This is a genomic window from Bacillus sp. AK031 (assembly GCF_053903065.1).
Genome location: NZ_CP096424.1, coordinates 1,044,473 through 1,059,054 on the forward strand (window position 1 = coordinate 1,044,473; position 14,582 = coordinate 1,059,054).

The window sequence follows — 14,582 nt, forward strand, 5'->3', positions numbered from 1 at the left end:
GCCTCTTCTCATTATAGATTCGCCATTCAATTATGAGTTATCAATCGTAAACTCTTTTTCTCCACCATCACTGAAGTCTACCTCAAGTTCAATGCTCTCATAATTTTCTTTAAAACCAAATGCATCGACAAGTTGCTGTGCCACTTCTTCGTCAGGTGTATCCGCGTCAAAATCAAGCTGTTCAAAGGCAGGGAGAATCTCTTCAAAAGCCTCGCTGTCATCGTCGCTGTCATATTCACGGTCCGTAAGCTTATCTGTAATATCTATATCCAGTCCGTCTCCCTCTTTTTCATACTCAACGGCATAGGCGTTTTCAAGGTCGGGGTAATCTACTTCTAAATCAAAGAAATCGTAAGCAATCACTTGGTCTGCGTCTATTTCATCTTGATTTTGGCTTTGGTCTTCTGTTTGGTCCTGTCCTTCTTCAGAACTTTGGCATGCACCGAGTGCGAGTGTTATAGAAAGTGCTGTACTAACGGTGAATAATTTTTTCACGAAAAACACTCCTTTGTGAATTCTATGTGTATTAACCTTTATCACAAAAAATAATTTTTCAAACATTTTATAAGAAAACTGTTGCGTTATGAACGGACTTTTGATAAGATAATTCTTGTTGCAAAAGAAAGCGATCATTTGACAGTGTGATACTGGTTATGATATAGTACTAAGGTAATTGAATACAGTTTGCGGTAAAGAAGAAGCTACCCGCTTCTCACCTGATTGACGCACTAGGCAGTTGGCAGGTTTTACGAAATGTACTTTTTGACGTTTAACGTCTTATTGATGCGGGTGAGCTTGTGCCACCGGCATTTTTTTGTTGACTAAAACACTAACATTAGTTCCTGCAATAAATTTGCTCTATGCTGATCTTGCCCAAACGCCGTATTCTTAATAAACCTTGGAGGTGGCTGACTATTAGCAAAGACATGTTCGTTAACGAAGGCATACGCGCTCGTGAAATCCGTTTGATTGACCAAAATGGAGAGCAGCTTGGAATTAAATCCAAAAATGAAGCATTAGAAATCGCTGGACGTGTGAATCTTGATCTTGTATTGGTTGCTCCGAATGCAAAACCACCAGTGGGCCGTATCATGGACCATGGTAAGTATAAGTTCGAGCAGCAAAAGAAAGAGAAAGAAGCTCGCAAAAACCAGAAAATCATCAACTTGAAAGAGGTTCGCCTGAGCCCGACTATCGAGGAACATGATTTTAACACGAAGCTTCGCAATGCTCGCAAGTTCCTTGAAAAAGGAGATAAAGTAAAAGCTTCTATCCGCTTTAAAGGCCGTGCCATTACTCATAAAGAAATCGGCCAACGCGTATTGGATCGTTTCTCTGAAGCATGTAAAGATCTTTCTACAGTAGAATCGAAGCCAAAGATGGAAGGACGCAGTATGTTCTTGGTATTAGCACCAACTAATGAAAAGTAATGGATCGAGGAGGAATTTCAAATGCCAAAAATGAAAACTCACCGCGGCTCAGCTAAGCGTTTTAAAAAGACAGGTTCTGGAAAATTAAAACGTTCTCATGCTTACACAAGCCACTTATTCGCTAACAAATCTCAGAAGCAAAAGCGTAAGCTACGCAAAGGCGCAGTTGTTTCTGCAGGTGATTTCAAACGCATTCGTCACATGCTTGACAACTTATAATATCGAAAAGATTTACCACACTAGGAGGGAAATAATATGCCACGTGTAAAAGGCGGTACAGTAACACGCAGACGTCGCAAAAGAGTTCTTAAATTAGCAAAAGGATTTTTCGGATCAAAACATACATTATACAAAGTAGCTAACCAGCAGGTTATGAAATCATACATGTATGCTTACCGTGACCGTCGCCAGAAAAAGCGCGACTTCCGTAAGCTTTGGATCACACGTATCAATGCAGCTGCTCGCATGAACGGTCTTTCTTACAGCCGCATGATGCATGGTCTTAAACTTGCAGGTATCGAAGTGAACCGTAAGATGCTTGCTGATCTTGCTGTAAACGACGAAAAAGCATTTGCTCAATTAGCAGAAGCTGCAAAATCTCAAAACAACAAGTAATATTGTTGATGTAAGCCATTCTCTTTGGAGGATGGCTTTTTGTTTTGGTTAAATGAAAGTAGAAATCAACCAAAACTCCCCGTCATTCCATTATACTTATAGAGAACTATCATCCCACGAAAAGAGGCTTGCAAATAAATGAGCATACAAATTATACTCCTATTGGCTTATATTGTTATCCTGAACCTTACCGGCTTTATCATAATGGGAAACGACAAAACAAGAGCTAAGAAACAGCAATATAGAATAAGCGAGAGTTCCCTTTGGAAAGTGGCCTTCCTTGGAGGAGCTATCGGCAGCTGCATAGGGATGAACGTTTTCCGCCACAAGACCAAACATAATGTTTTTAGGTACGGCCTGCCACTGTTATCCATCGTCGAACTCGCGCTATTTAGCTGGATTGGCGTTATGATCTCTTTGAGGTAACCGCCGAAAAAGCTGCCCGCTTGTTCTAACAGCTCGTACCATTGTATATGCTGTAGTAACATAGGGGAAAGAGGTGGGAGCATGGATGAGAGGTACGCGGTTGTCTTTACTTTTGTAGAAGCAAGCGGAATTTTGGCTCCCCTCGCATTTATATTATTTCATATTGTCAGACAGTTCATTTTTATACCTGTCGTTCTTGTTTGCATAGTTGGGGGCATACTGTTCGGTAGTGTGTTTGGGACGATTTACTCACTGATAGGGTTGACGCTTCTGTCAGCAGGATCCTTTTTTATATTAAAAATGGTCCCGAGTTTCAATAAGAAGCTGTTGAATCTTAAGCAGAAGTGGTTTGGGCAGGGAGCTGTATTGACCGTGGGCCAGATAGCTGTATTGAGATTGGTACCATTTGTGCATTATCAGCTTCTGAATGTCTGTTTAATGGAAAGAAAGCCTAAGTTAGGTGATTATTTAAGAAGCTCGTTTGCGGCAAACCTTCCTCTCGCATTCTTTTATACTGTTTTCGGAGAATTTATTTCAGAATTTACACCTGGTATGGTTCTGCTCATTCTGTTAGGTTTGTTTATTCTGTTCTACACGTTAAGAGAAAAGGTGAAAATCATCAAATGGAGAGAGTTTTTTCATCAGCCATTATAAAAGGCTCTTTTCTTATACTTTGTTGTTATTTGATATGAACTCAAAAAATACTGCTATAATTCACAGAAAACAGTCTTATAAAAAAATCCGGAAAATGGAGCATCACTCCATTTCCGGATTCTTTTTTTTGTTCATAAATTCTTTTAATGGGCTTTTCCAGTCAATAGTGGCGTTAGGGTATCGTTCCATTATTTCAGTTTCAACGTATTTTATATCTTCATAGCTGATCCCTTTTAATGAATTGGCGTTTTCCACCCAGACAAAGATGGATACTACTTCAAACGCCTTCTCTGTTGTCCCCAGATATTTTTCCCCTTGGAATAAAACGCCTTTATAGGTGACAAGGAAATTTTTCCTTACGTTATCCTGGTCATCATAGAAATAAAATTTCTTCTGATCCTTAGCAAGTTCCAACTTGCGCTTCGGATTCACGATATATTTAAAAGCGCGGTATAATAAGTAAATAATAAGAATAAAGACCATGATTCTGATAAGTATCAGCATGTTCCAACCCTCCCACAATCAGACTGCATAGTACATCCACTTTTCTTTACGGATGAGTTAAAAAAAAGTTTCATTTTTTTAAAAAATATTTTCACTCCCTACAACGAATTTCGCACAATATGATATAGTATTCGAGGAATTCTATCATTTTAAGAGGGTAAAAAAACAAAGGGGGCTTCAACATGAATATCAATCGGTTGTTTGAAATGCAGAAAGCGCTGGATACATATATTGAAAATGAACATGGACTTGAAAAGAAAAAACTTGCCCGGGAAAAAACGCTGGCACTGCTAGTGGAAGTGGGAGAACTGGCAAATGAAACAAGATGCTTTAAATTTTGGAGCAAGAAGCCTTCTTCTGAGAGGAAAGTCATCCTTGAGGAATTTGTAGACGGGGTTCATTTTATTTTGTCCCTTGGAATCCAGCTGGGAATTAAGCACTTTGAGTTAAGAAAAGCCAGTTACAAAGAAGAGGATCTGACAAAACAATTCCTTGTTGTTTATCAATCCATAAATGATTTTATGTCGAAAAGGTCAGTTACCGAGTACGATCAGCTTGTTCACCAGTATTTTTATTTAGGCAAGATTCTCGGTTTTTCCCATGAGGAAGTAGTCGAGGCCTATGAACAAAAAAATCAAGTGAATTATGAAAGACAAAAACAAGGATATTAATGTGCAAATGAGGAAATATAATTACGCCGGCTAAAGGAAACAAGTGAATCTTTTGAATAAATTCAGATAATTTGTTATCATAGTCTTTGGTACATAAAATCATTAGGGGGTCGAAATAATGGCGAAACTAGACGAAACACTAAGTATGCTGAAAGATTTAACAGATGCTAAAGGTGTGCCAGGGAATGAGCGCGAAGCAAGAGAAGTAATGAAAAAATACATAGAGCCTTTCTCTGATGAAATTACGACAGATAACTTAGGGAGTTTGATTGCCAAGAAAGTCGGCGATGAAAACGGTCCTAAAATCATGGTAGCGGGACATCTTGATGAAGTCGGCTTCATGATTACTCAAATCGATGAAAAAGGTTTCCTTCGTTTCCAAACGGTTGGCGGCTGGTGGTCACAGGTCATGCTGGCACAACGCGTGACAATCGTAACGAACAAAGGAGACATCACAGGTGTTATCGGTTCTAAACCGCCGCACATCCTTCCTGCAGAAGCACGCAAGAAGCCAGTTGATATCAAAGACATGTTCATTGATATCGGGGCATCAAGCCGTGAAGAAGCAACTGAATGGGGAGTAAAACCTGGCGACATGGTTGTTCCTTACTTTGAATTCACTGTAATGAATAACGAGAAAATGCTGCTGGCTAAAGCATGGGATAACAGAATCGGCTGTGCGATTGCAATCGATGTCCTTAAAGGATTGAAAGGCGAAAACCATCCAAACGTAGTTTACGGTGTTGGTACGGTTCAAGAAGAAGTCGGTCTTCGCGGTGCGAGAACCTCAGCTTCTAAAATCAAGCCTGATATCGCTTTCGGTGTCGATGTAGGTATCGCTGGAGATACTCCAGGTGTATCTGAGAAAGAAGCACAAAGCAAAATGGGTGAAGGCCCGCAAATCATCCTTTATGATGCATCCATGGTATCTCACAAAGGATTGCGCGATTTCGTAACAGACGTAGCTGACGAAAACAACATCCCTTACCAGTTTGATTCAATCGCTGGCGGCGGAACGGATTCCGGAGCAATCCACCTGACTGCCAACGGTGTTCCTGCACTTTCTATCACGATTGCAACTCGCTACATCCACTCACATGCAGCGATGCTTCACCGTGATGACTACGAAAATGCAGTTAAATTAATCACTGAAGTAATCAAGCGTCTGGATAAAGACACAGTTGCTAAAATTACTTTTGAATAAGATTGAATGAAGGAGATCCTTAAAGGGTCTCCTTTTCTTATGAGGTAAGCATTCAATGAGGTTTGATGCTTGTGGTGGTCGTCCTGTTAAAAATGAGGGTTGGGTGCATAATCCAAACCAAAAGCGGATGCACTAAGCACCCGCTTTTCTTATTGCTTCAATCCTTCTTCAATGGTTTCCAGCAGCATTTTTTGCTCCTGAGGATCAGCGTGATTCCAAAATACTTCCATCAAGACACCAAGGCCTGGAAGTGTTTTTTCTTCTCCTCCTTGGATAGCATCAACAATCGTATCTTTTAACTGGTCCTGGTTATTTCCTGATACATTATGGATAATCGCATTTCGTAAATTTAAGCCCATCTTAAACGCTCCTTTACCCTGTTAGTAATGTTTTCATGGATATCTTCTCCTCTGTTGACGTTTATTATGTATAGAATCTGAGGTATAATGTAAATTCGAGAATGGATGGACTTTATTGCCCATTTTCTTTCAATACTTTTATTAAGGAGCCATTTCCTGTGAAATATGTTCAATCTGCGAAAAATCCGCAAGTAAAGCAATGGAAGAAGCTGCATACGAAAAAAGAACGTGACCGTTCTGGTACATATATTGTTGAAGGTTTTCATCTTGTCGAAGAAGCACTTAAGGTGAAAAATGTTGTAAAAGAGATACTGGTGAAAGAAGGAGTCGACCTCCCTTCATCCTGGGATATGGATGATACAGCGATCACCATGATTTCTGAGGATGCAGCTAAAGCTGTAGCTGCAACTGAAACGAGCCAAGGGGTCTTCGCTGTCTGCACTCAGCCGCAAGATTCGGATGTCCAATTAAAAGGAAAAACATTTTTACTGCTGGATGAAGTCCAGGACCCAGGAAACCTGGGTACCATTATCCGTACGGCTGACGCAGCAGGCATTGACACTGTCATCCTCGGTGAAGGGTCGGCCGATTTGTATAATCCAAAAGTTCTCCGCTCAGCCCAGGGAAGCCATTTTCATCTGCCCGTATTAAAAGGGAATCTATCTGACTGGATTTCCCTGCTTAAGACTGAAGGAATTCCCGTATATGGAACAGCACTTGAGAATAGTACTGAATATCATAATGTACCAAGTTCCGATTCTTTTGCCTTGATACTTGGAAATGAAGGCAAGGGTGTATCAGAATCAATCCTGAAATCGACCGACCGCAACCTGTATGTTCCTATTTATGGACAGAGCGAGTCGTTGAATGTCGCCATCGCAGCAGGCATTTTAATGTATCATCTAAAAAAGGCGCAGTAATTTTAGAAAAAGGTTTGAAATCCATTCCAATGTTTTCTATAATGAATGCACATATGTAAAAAACAATGACAGAGAAAAGTAGCTTGTTGTAACCATTGCAGGGAAAGAGTGCCTAGACTGAGAGCATTCTTATGGACAGCAAAGCGAAGTTCACCTCTTGAGTTGGCATCGGGACCGTTTCATGTTGAAACCGAAAGATGCCCCGGCGAAAAGCCGTTATCCCAATGAAGAGAACACAGGTGCATTGCGCCGTGTTTTAATAAGGGTGGTACCGCGACGATAACCTCGTCCCTTGATTGGGATGAGGTTTTTTTGTTGTTATCAATAAATTACCAATGAATTGAAGGAGGCCGTTTTGCATGGAAGCAAAATTAAAGCAGTTGCAAGAGGAAGCTCTAGGAAAAATCGAAGCTGCCGAAGGACTTAAAGAGCTTAATGATGTCCGTGTCGCTTATCTCGGAAAAAAAGGACCCATTACAGAAGTGTTGAGAGGAATGGGAAAACTGTCCGCAGAAGAACGTCCTAAGATGGGTGCGTTGGCAAATGAAGTGCGTGCAGCCATAACTGAACGTCTTGAAGAAAAAAATGAAAAGCTTGAGAAGGAAGCTGTCAACAAGAAGCTTGCGTCTGAAACAATCGATGTAACACTTCCAGGCAGACCAGTGAGAAAGGGAAGCAAACATCCTCTTACACAGATTGTTGAAGAAATTGAAGATTTGTTCATCGGAATGGGATACAGCATTGCCGAGGGTCCCGAAGTTGAAACAGATTTCTATAATTTCGAGGCATTGAACCTTCCAAAAGGACATCCGGCAAGAGATATGCAGGACTCTTTCTATATCACAGAAGATATTTTGCTGAGAACCCATACATCCCCTGTCCAGGCAAGAACAATGGAAAAGCATGAAGGCAAAGGGCCAGTGAAAGTTATTTGTCCGGGCAAGGTTTACCGCCGTGACAATGATGATGCGACGCATTCTCATCAGTTCATGCAAATTGAAGGCCTTGTGGTCGGTGAAAACATCCGTATGAGTGACCTGAAGGGTACATTGCAGGTATTCGCCAAGAAAATGTTTGGTGAAGACAGGGAAATCCGTTTGCGCCCAAGCTTCTTCCCGTTTACAGAGCCGTCAGTGGAGATGGACATTACATGTAAGATTTGCGGCGGTGAAGGATGCAGCGTATGTAAAGGCACCGGCTGGATTGAAATCCTTGGAGGAGGAATGGTCCATCCAAACGTATTGGAAATGTCAGGGTTCGATTCGAAAAAATATACAGGGTTTGCATTCGGAATGGGGCCGGAGCGTATCGCCATGCTGAAATATGGAATTGATGATATCCGCCACTTCTATACAGATGACATCCGTTTCTTAAAACAATTCCAAACTCAAGAATAAAAGGCTTAAGGAGGCAGAAAAATGTTTGTTTCATATAAATGGCTGCAGGATTACGTCGATCTTTCCGGCGTGGCCCCTGAAGAGCTGGCTGAAAAGATCACCCGCAGCGGAATCGAAGTAGAAGGTGTGGAAGTGATTGGCAAGGAAATCAAAAATGTAGTGGTTGGGCATGTCCTGGAATGTGAACCTCATCCTGATGCTGACAAATTGAATGTGTGCCAGGTTGATGTAGGTGAAGATGAGCCGGTTCAAATCATCTGCGGTGCACCAAATGTAGCCAAAGGTCAAAAGGTTCCTGCGGCTAAAGTAGGTGCGGTATTACCGGGTAACTTCAAAATCAAAAAAGCCAAGCTGCGCGGGCAGGCATCACATGGAATGATTTGTTCCCTGCAGGAGCTGGGCGTTGAAGGCAAGCTGGTTCCTAAAGAACATGCAGAAGGAATATATGTATTCTCACAAGATGCTGAAGTGGGAACAGATGCAGTGGCAGAATTGAACCTGGATGATGCAATCCTGGAACTTGGATTGACTCCAAACAGGGCAGACTGCTTGAGTATGCTTGGTGTAGCCTATGAAGTTGCAGCCATTCTTGGACAGTCTGTTAAGAAACCTGAATCCGAAGTGAAAGAAGCTTCTGAGAAGGCAGCGGATTATATCACAATCAAAGTGGATGCCACAGAGGATAATCCACTTTACGTTGGAAAAATGATCAAAAATATTAAAATCGGTCCTTCCCCGATGTGGATGCAGAACCGTTTGATCGCATCCGGAATCAGACCGCATAACAATGTTGTCGATATTACCAACTATATTTTATTGGAATACGGCCAGCCTCTTCATGCATTCGATTATGACCGTTTAGGTTCGAAAGAGATACTTGTAAGAAGAGCGAAACAGGACGAAGTAATTGTCACTTTGGATGATGAGGAAAGAAAGTTGAGTGACAACCATTTAGTGATCACTAATGGCACAGAGCCAGTAGCATTAGCAGGTGTCATGGGCGGTGCTAATTCTGAAGTAGGGCAGGAAACGACGACCGTGTTACTCGAATCTGCCTACTTTGCAGGTGGCACAGTCCGAACAGCTTCAAAAGATCATGGTTTGAGAAGCGAAGCGAGCACCCGTTATGAAAAAGGGGTGGACCCGAACCGTGTCAAAGAGGCAGCAGAAAGAGCCGCTTCATTGATGGCTCAATACGCCGGTGGTGAAGTCTTGGAAGGCTCTGTTATGGTGGACAATCTGAAAGTTGAGCCGGCTGTCGTGTCCATAACATTGGAAAAAATCAACTCCGTACTTGGCACGGATATCAGTGCTGAAGAAGTAAAATCGATTTTCACCCGCCTGCAATTTGAAGTAGCGGCAGAAGGGAATGAATTCACTATTACCGTTCCAACAAGAAGAGGGGATATAACTATCCAAGAAGATCTTCTTGAAGAAGTGGCAAGATTATACGGCTATGATAACCTGCCATTGACGCTTCCTGAAGGCGATGCGACAGCTGGGGCACTGACTCCATTCCAGATCAAGCGCCGTGCAACACGCAGAAACCTGGAAGGGTCTGGCTTGATGCAAGCCATCACTTACTCACTTACAAATGATGTAAAAGCCGATCAGTATGCACTTCATAAGCGTGAGCCGATCCGTCTGATCATGCCGATGAGTGAAGAAAGAAGCAACCTGCGTCTCAGCATTGTCCCGCAATTGCTTGAAGTGCTTTCTTATAATGCGGCAAGACAAAATGACTCACTTGGTTTCTATGAAGTTGGTTCTGTTTTCCTAAAAGAGGAGAACCAGGTACTGCCTTCTGAGCATGAACACATTGCGGGTGCAGTAACGGGCCTATGGAACAGCCACCCTTGGCAGGGAGAGAAGAAACCGGTTGATTTCTTCGTAGTGAAAGGCATCCTTGAAGGCCTGTTTGAAGAGCTGGGTGTAATCGAGCACATTAGCTTCCGCCAGGCTGAGCTAGATGGATTGCATCCTGGGCGTACGGCAGAAATCCTTTTGGGTGGCAAGGTAATTGGTTTTGCCGGCCAAGTACACCCGCAGGTACAGAAGGATATGGACTTGAACGAAACTTATGTGTTTGAAATCGAGGCTGCTCCTGTATTTAATTTTGATTTACCTGCATTACAATATGCACCTATTCCCAGGTATCCTTCTATTACAAGAGATATCGCCCTAGTGGTGAATCAGGAAGTTGAAGCGGGAGAACTTCAATCGATCATTAAAGAGGCAGGCGGCAAGCTGCTGAAAGAAGTTTCTATCTTTGACTTATACCAAGGAGAGCATATGGAGCCTGGCAAAAAGTCACTTGCTTATTCACTGAAGTACTTTGATCCAACACGTACGCTGACTGACGATGAAGTCGTAAAAGCCCATAATAAAGTGCTTGATGCTGTAAAAGAAAAAGCAGGCGCTGAATTGAGAGGATAAATAATAAAAGAAATCCGCCCCACACAGAAATTTTTCTGGTAGGGCGGTTTTTTTGATAAGTTTTTCGTTTATACGTCCAAATATACTTATATGAGCATATTACCTTATGTCAGATAACATCAAATGCTTCATTTATCCTTTTGCAAGCTTCTGTGCTTTCTCGCTATTGGCAAAATGCCACTTCGTTAACTTTTTCAAGCCTGCGGTTCCAGATGTGCGGATGATCCTGGCGCCAGCTATATCCACCTGTTTACCGGCTCCTTTTGGCAAGTTGAAGCCTGCTTCGGCACTGAGTTTATCCATTTCTTTCACAAAGGCATAGCGAGCCAGTATGGATGCTGCTGCCACTGACAAGTGGATGCTTTCCCCCTTGGTACTGAAAAGGACATTCTCTCTTTGGATGTCTTTCTGGCCGGCAAGGTACTTATAATAGGTGTTTTTTTCAGCAAACTGATCAATCAGAATGGCTTCTGGTGTTTCAGGAGAGATCTTCTCGAGTAAATTCAGGATTGCCCTGTTGTGAAGCAAAGCTTTAATTTTACCCTGGGACATCCCTTTTTCCTGCAGTTGATTATATTTTTCGTTATGGCAAACCAGGAGGCTGTAGGGAATGACGGAGAGCAGGTCTTTTGCAATTGAAATGATCTTTTCATCGTTCAGGTTTTTGGAATCCCTAACGCCAAGTTCCTTCAACAGCGGAATCTGTTCTTTTTTCACATAGGCTGCGACCACCGTAATCGGGCCGAAGAAGTCACCTGTTCCCACTTCATCTGAACCGATGAGGGACATCTCCGCAATAGTTGCCGGAAGCTTTGGATTCGTTTTTGGTTTGGCGCTGCTTCCTGCTGAAGGAGAAGCCTGGGCATTTCCCCAGCGGCTGGCTTCTTGCTCTCCACTGCCTCCTTGAAAAAGAACTTTTCCCGAGCGGTAAGCGGTAATTGTGCAGCCGGGGACCTTTGCAGTGAAGATAGAACCGGGAGGCATTTTATCTTGAAGTTTTTGATTATAATAGGTTTTCATTTCTTTTATTTTTGCTTGTGTGCATTGAAGTACGGTATTTGCCAAAAAGCCCATTCCCTTCATGAAAAATAGAGTATCATATGTATTTGGAACTTAAATCATATCAAACTTTTATAGCTTTTAGAATTGTTAACATATTTAGACTAAAAATGACAATTTCTTTTCCATAATAAATATTTTCATGTTATGATATTGTTTAGGATTCTTATGAGAGGGGGCTTTCGTGTTGTCTAAAGAACAAAAAAATCGAACAACTGTAGATATTTATGGTTCGCAATATGTGATTGTCGGAACAGAATCTACGAGCCATATCCGCCTTGTTGCTTCTTTAGTGGACGAAAAGATGAGAGAGATCAGCTCCATGAATCCTTCCCTGGACAAAAGCAAGCTTGCCGTATTGACAGCCGTCAATACACTGCATGACCATCTTAAACTGAAAGAGTACTGTGAAAGTTTGGAAGATGAATTAAAAAAGTTAAAGGATTGAAGATATTATGCTTGATTTAGCACTATTGATTATCCTCGTTTTAGGGTTTTTCATCGGATTGAGAAGAGGGTTCATCCTTCAGCTTGTACATATGACGGGATTTATTATCGCATTTATTATCGCTTATATTTATTATGATCAGCTTGCACCTAAATTAACGCTGTGGGTTCCGTTTCCTGTACTTGATGAACAATCTGCCTTGAATATGCTGTTTGAGACGACAAATCTGGATCAGGCATATTATAGAGCCATTGCATTTGCCATCATCTTTTTTGCTGCCCGGATTGTATTTCAAATCATCGGTTCAATGCTCGATTTTCTGGCGCATTTGCCGATTCTGAAGCAATTGAATGTTCTCGGTGGAGGGATTCTTGGGTTCATCGAAATGTATATCCTTATTTTTATCCTCTTGTACATAGCGGCACTGCTGCCGATTGCGATGGTACAGGAACTGATTAATGGTTCGGCCATAGCCGAGTTGATGGTGACCAATACACCATTTTTGTCTGACCAGGTCCACGACTGGTGGATTGAATACGTAAAAGAATAATTTCAGACCCAGGACCGGCTTGAAACGGAATCTCCGTTACCTAAGGCCGGTCCCTCTTTTTTGTGTGCTTTTGTAAAGGCCAAAAAAATCAAAAGTGTCTCTTTTCCTTTTGCAGAAGGATTCTGCTAGTATTAATAATGGAAGACATTACTCTGAAAAATTTTTTATAGAGGGTGATTCGATGGCTGTAAATAAAAAAGATATTATTAAACTACTTGAGAGAATTGCGATATATATGGAATTGAAAGGTGAAAATTCGTTCAAGGTGTCTGCATTCCGAAAAGCGGCGGCAGCGCTGGAAAACGATGACAGAAGCTTGAATGGCATTGATTCTTTCACGGCTCTGAATGGCATTGGAAAAGGAACTGCGGCAGTGATTGAAGAATATATAGCCGATGGCAAGTCAAGCGTCTTGGAAGAGTTGCAGCAGGATGTTCCCGAAGGGCTTGTACCTTTGCTGAAGCTCCCTGGACTCGGAGGAAAAAAGATTGCCAAGCTTTATCAGGAACTGAGTGTCACCAATATAGAAGATTTAAAGGAAGTATGTGAAGCAGGAAAGGTTTCATCCCTTTCAGGCTTCGGCAAAAAGACAGAAGAAAAAATCCTTGCAGCAATTGAAAGTGCGGGCTCGCAGCCGGACAGGCTTCCGGCTGCATATATGATTCCAATTGCAGAACAAGTTGAAAGGGCACTTGCCGGAATGAAGGGGATTAAAGAGTTCTCCCGCGCAGGCAGTCTCAGGCGAATGAGAGAGACCGTGAAAGATCTTGATTTTATCATTGCAGTGGAGGATGCACAGCTTGTAAAAGAGCAGATTATGAATCTGCCTGATATTAAAGAATCCTCTGCTGCAGGTGATACGAAAATATCCTTGATTTTCTTATATGACTGGGAAGTATCCGTTGATTTCAGATTAGTACAGCCGGAAGAATTCGCTACTGCCCTCCACCATTTTACGGGTTCAAAGGATCATAATGTAAGGATGAGGCAGATTGCGAAAGAACGTGGAGAAAAAATCAGTGAGTATGGAGTCGAAAATGCAGAAACGGGAGAAGTAACCACTTTCTCTAATGAAGAAGATTTCTTTGCCCATTTTGGCCTTCCATGGATTCCTCCTGAACTGAGAGAAGACGGAAAGGAAATTGAGAATTACACGAATGATTATGGACTCGTTCGGCTTCAGGATATCAAAGGCGATTTGCACATGCATTCGACCTGGACGGATGGGGCATATTCTTTAGAAGAAATGGTTGAAGCCTGCAGGAAGAAAGGATACAAGTATATGGCCTTCACCGACCATTCTCAATACCTTAAAGTTGCCAATGGACTGACTGCTGAGAGACTATTGAAACAGCGGGATGAAATCCGTAAGATAAATGATAAATATGATGATATCACGATTCTTTCGGGGATAGAGATGGATATTCTGCCTGATGGAACGCTTGATTATGAAGATGAAGTACTGGAACAGATGGATCTCGTGATCGCATCAATTCATTCAAGTTTCAGCCAATCTCGTGACAAGATCATGAGCCGTCTGAAAACAGCGTTAAAAAATGCCCATGTGGATATTATTGCCCATCCAACCGGGAGGATCATCGGCAGAAGAGACGGCTACGATGTAGATGTTGATATGCTGATAGAACTGGCAAAAGAAACGGATACCGCAATTGAACTTAATGCCAACCCAAACAGGCTTGATCTTTCCTCTCAAAATATCAGAAAAGCAGAGGAGGCAGGGGTGAAGATTGTCATCAATACAGATGCCCACAGCATCGACCACCTGGAATTTATGGAAATCGGTGTAGGAGCAGCAAGAAAAGGCTGGGTCAAATCAAGCTCTGTAATCAACACTTTTGAGAGCGAAGACTTGCTGAAATTTTTAAAAAGAAACGATTGATACGTTAGG

The 14,582-nt window shown here is 42.0% G+C and carries 17 protein-coding genes and 2 other annotated features; of the genes, 13 read left to right on the forward strand and 4 right to left on the reverse strand.

Annotated features, from left to right (window positions below; all coding sequences use genetic code 11):
- Nucleotides 1-30 precede the first annotated feature (30 nt).
- Nucleotides 31-495, reverse strand: a complete 465-nt coding sequence (locus M1E09_RS05195) for a YusW family protein (RefSeq protein WP_456273798.1) — start codon at nt 493-495, stop codon at nt 31-33.
- A 191-nt stretch (nt 496-686) separates the two neighbouring features.
- Nucleotides 687-822, forward strand: a sequence feature (ribosomal protein L20 leader region).
- Between the two features lie 38 nt (nt 823-860).
- Between M1E09_RS05195 and infC the strand changes: the two genes are divergently transcribed.
- From infC to M1E09_RS05220, 5 genes are all read left to right on the forward strand, one after another.
- Nucleotides 861-1,430 carry a translation initiation factor IF-3 gene (gene infC, locus M1E09_RS05200; protein WP_456273799.1) on the forward strand — a complete coding sequence of 190 codons (570 nt, stop codon included), beginning with the start codon at nt 861-863 and terminating at the stop codon, nt 1,428-1,430.
- Between the two features lie 21 nt (nt 1,431-1,451).
- Complete coding sequence (rpmI, locus tag M1E09_RS05205) at nt 1,452-1,649, forward strand: 50S ribosomal protein L35 (protein WP_409251586.1); 198 nt, start codon at nt 1,452-1,454, stop codon at nt 1,647-1,649.
- A gap of 36 nt (nt 1,650-1,685) precedes the next feature.
- A complete protein-coding gene (gene rplT / locus M1E09_RS05210) occupies nt 1,686-2,045 on the forward strand; it encodes a 50S ribosomal protein L20 (RefSeq protein WP_119548763.1) in 360 nt (119 codons plus the stop codon).
- Nucleotides 2,046-2,183: 138 nt separating this feature from the next.
- On the forward strand, nt 2,184-2,471 hold the full coding sequence (locus M1E09_RS05215; protein WP_456273800.1) for a DUF1294 domain-containing protein: 288 nt from the start codon (nt 2,184-2,186) through the stop codon (nt 2,469-2,471).
- A gap of 81 nt (nt 2,472-2,552) precedes the next feature.
- The gene (locus tag M1E09_RS05220) at nt 2,553-3,125 is read left to right on the forward strand and encodes a TVP38/TMEM64 family protein (RefSeq protein WP_456273801.1); all 573 of its coding nucleotides are present in this window, start codon (nt 2,553-2,555) and stop codon (nt 3,123-3,125) included.
- Nucleotides 3,126-3,227: 102 nt separating this feature from the next.
- Here M1E09_RS05220 and M1E09_RS05225 read toward each other — a convergent pair whose 3' ends face one another.
- Nucleotides 3,228-3,629 carry a sigma-w pathway protein ysdB gene (locus M1E09_RS05225; RefSeq protein ID WP_456273802.1) on the reverse strand — a complete coding sequence of 134 codons (402 nt, stop codon included), beginning with the start codon at nt 3,627-3,629 and terminating at the stop codon, nt 3,228-3,230.
- A gap of 182 nt (nt 3,630-3,811) precedes the next feature.
- On the opposite strand from M1E09_RS05225, the gene M1E09_RS05230 reads away from it, so the two are divergent.
- Nucleotides 3,812-4,300 (forward strand): dUTP diphosphatase, encoded by a 489-nt coding sequence (locus M1E09_RS05230; RefSeq protein WP_456273803.1) that lies wholly within the window; start codon nt 3,812-3,814, stop codon nt 4,298-4,300.
- 118 nt (nt 4,301-4,418) lie between these two features.
- Nucleotides 4,419-5,504 (forward strand): M42 family metallopeptidase, encoded by a 1,086-nt coding sequence (locus M1E09_RS05235; RefSeq protein WP_456273804.1) that lies wholly within the window; start codon nt 4,419-4,421, stop codon nt 5,502-5,504.
- Nucleotides 5,505-5,653: 149 nt separating this feature from the next.
- Here M1E09_RS05235 and sspI read toward each other — a convergent pair whose 3' ends face one another.
- The gene (gene sspI / locus M1E09_RS05240; protein WP_456273805.1) at nt 5,654-5,863 is read right to left on the reverse strand and encodes a small acid-soluble spore protein SspI; all 210 of its coding nucleotides are present in this window, start codon (nt 5,861-5,863) and stop codon (nt 5,654-5,656) included.
- 158 nt (nt 5,864-6,021) lie between these two features.
- On the opposite strand from sspI, the gene M1E09_RS05245 reads away from it, so the two are divergent.
- The 3 genes from M1E09_RS05245 to pheT all read left to right on the forward strand — a co-directional run bounded on the left by M1E09_RS05245 (nt 6,022) and on the right by pheT (nt 10,616).
- On the forward strand, nt 6,022-6,783 hold the full coding sequence (locus tag M1E09_RS05245; RefSeq protein WP_456273806.1) for a TrmH family RNA methyltransferase: 762 nt from the start codon (nt 6,022-6,024) through the stop codon (nt 6,781-6,783).
- Nucleotides 6,784-6,839: 56 nt separating this feature from the next.
- Nucleotides 6,840-7,079 (forward strand) — a binding site (T-box leader).
- 63 nt (nt 7,080-7,142) lie between these two features.
- A complete protein-coding gene (gene pheS / locus M1E09_RS05250; protein WP_456273807.1) occupies nt 7,143-8,180 on the forward strand; it encodes a phenylalanine--tRNA ligase subunit alpha in 1,038 nt (345 codons plus the stop codon).
- Nucleotides 8,181-8,201: 21 nt separating this feature from the next.
- On the forward strand, nt 8,202-10,616 hold the full coding sequence (pheT, locus tag M1E09_RS05255; protein WP_456273808.1) for a phenylalanine--tRNA ligase subunit beta: 2,415 nt from the start codon (nt 8,202-8,204) through the stop codon (nt 10,614-10,616).
- A gap of 132 nt (nt 10,617-10,748) precedes the next feature.
- On the opposite strand, the gene rnhC is transcribed toward pheT, so the two are convergent.
- Nucleotides 10,749-11,636: a ribonuclease HIII gene (gene rnhC / locus M1E09_RS05260; protein WP_456274905.1), complete on the reverse strand. Its 888-nt coding sequence runs from the start codon at nt 11,634-11,636 to the stop codon at nt 10,749-10,751.
- Between the two features lie 226 nt (nt 11,637-11,862).
- Between rnhC and zapA the strand changes: the two genes are divergently transcribed.
- The 3 genes from zapA (at nt 11,863) to polX (ending at nt 14,573) form a co-directional block, all read left to right on the forward strand.
- Nucleotides 11,863-12,123 carry a cell division protein ZapA gene (gene zapA, locus M1E09_RS05265; RefSeq protein WP_456273809.1) on the forward strand — a complete coding sequence of 87 codons (261 nt, stop codon included), beginning with the start codon at nt 11,863-11,865 and terminating at the stop codon, nt 12,121-12,123.
- Nucleotides 12,124-12,130: 7 nt separating this feature from the next.
- Nucleotides 12,131-12,673 (forward strand): CvpA family protein, encoded by a 543-nt coding sequence (locus M1E09_RS05270; protein WP_456273810.1) that lies wholly within the window; start codon nt 12,131-12,133, stop codon nt 12,671-12,673.
- A 181-nt stretch (nt 12,674-12,854) separates the two neighbouring features.
- On the forward strand, nt 12,855-14,573 hold the full coding sequence (gene polX, locus M1E09_RS05275) for a DNA polymerase/3'-5' exonuclease PolX (RefSeq protein ID WP_456273811.1): 1,719 nt from the start codon (nt 12,855-12,857) through the stop codon (nt 14,571-14,573).
- The last annotated feature ends 9 nt before the right edge of the window (nt 14,574-14,582 follow it).

Excerpts from the sequence above, each read along its gene's own strand:
- rnhC (WP_456274905.1), bottom strand. The coding sequence starts at position 11,636 with ATGAAAACCTATTATAATCAAAAACTTCAAGATAAAATGCCTCCCGGT.
- rplT (WP_119548763.1), top strand. The coding sequence starts at position 1,686 with ATGCCACGTGTAAAAGGCGGTACAGTAACACGCAGACGTCGCAAAAGA.
- M1E09_RS05235 (WP_456273804.1), top strand. The coding sequence starts at position 4,419 with ATGGCGAAACTAGACGAAACACTAAGTATGCTGAAAGATTTAACAGAT.
- M1E09_RS05225 (WP_456273802.1), bottom strand. The coding sequence starts at position 3,629 with ATGCTGATACTTATCAGAATCATGGTCTTTATTCTTATTATTTACTTA.
- M1E09_RS05220 (WP_456273801.1), top strand. The coding sequence starts at position 2,553 with ATGGATGAGAGGTACGCGGTTGTCTTTACTTTTGTAGAAGCAAGCGGA.
- infC (WP_456273799.1), top strand. The coding sequence starts at position 861 with ATGCTGATCTTGCCCAAACGCCGTATTCTTAATAAACCTTGGAGGTGG.
- pheS (WP_456273807.1), top strand. The coding sequence starts at position 7,143 with ATGGAAGCAAAATTAAAGCAGTTGCAAGAGGAAGCTCTAGGAAAAATC.
- sspI (WP_456273805.1), bottom strand. The coding sequence starts at position 5,863 with ATGGGCTTAAATTTACGAAATGCGATTATCCATAATGTATCAGGAAAT.
- rpmI (WP_409251586.1), top strand. The coding sequence starts at position 1,452 with ATGCCAAAAATGAAAACTCACCGCGGCTCAGCTAAGCGTTTTAAAAAG.
- polX (WP_456273811.1), top strand. The coding sequence starts at position 12,855 with ATGGCTGTAAATAAAAAAGATATTATTAAACTACTTGAGAGAATTGCG.
- pheT (WP_456273808.1), top strand. The coding sequence starts at position 8,202 with ATGTTTGTTTCATATAAATGGCTGCAGGATTACGTCGATCTTTCCGGC.
- M1E09_RS05270 (WP_456273810.1), top strand. The coding sequence starts at position 12,131 with ATGCTTGATTTAGCACTATTGATTATCCTCGTTTTAGGGTTTTTCATC.
- M1E09_RS05230 (WP_456273803.1), top strand. The coding sequence starts at position 3,812 with ATGAATATCAATCGGTTGTTTGAAATGCAGAAAGCGCTGGATACATAT.
- M1E09_RS05215 (WP_456273800.1), top strand. The coding sequence starts at position 2,184 with ATGAGCATACAAATTATACTCCTATTGGCTTATATTGTTATCCTGAAC.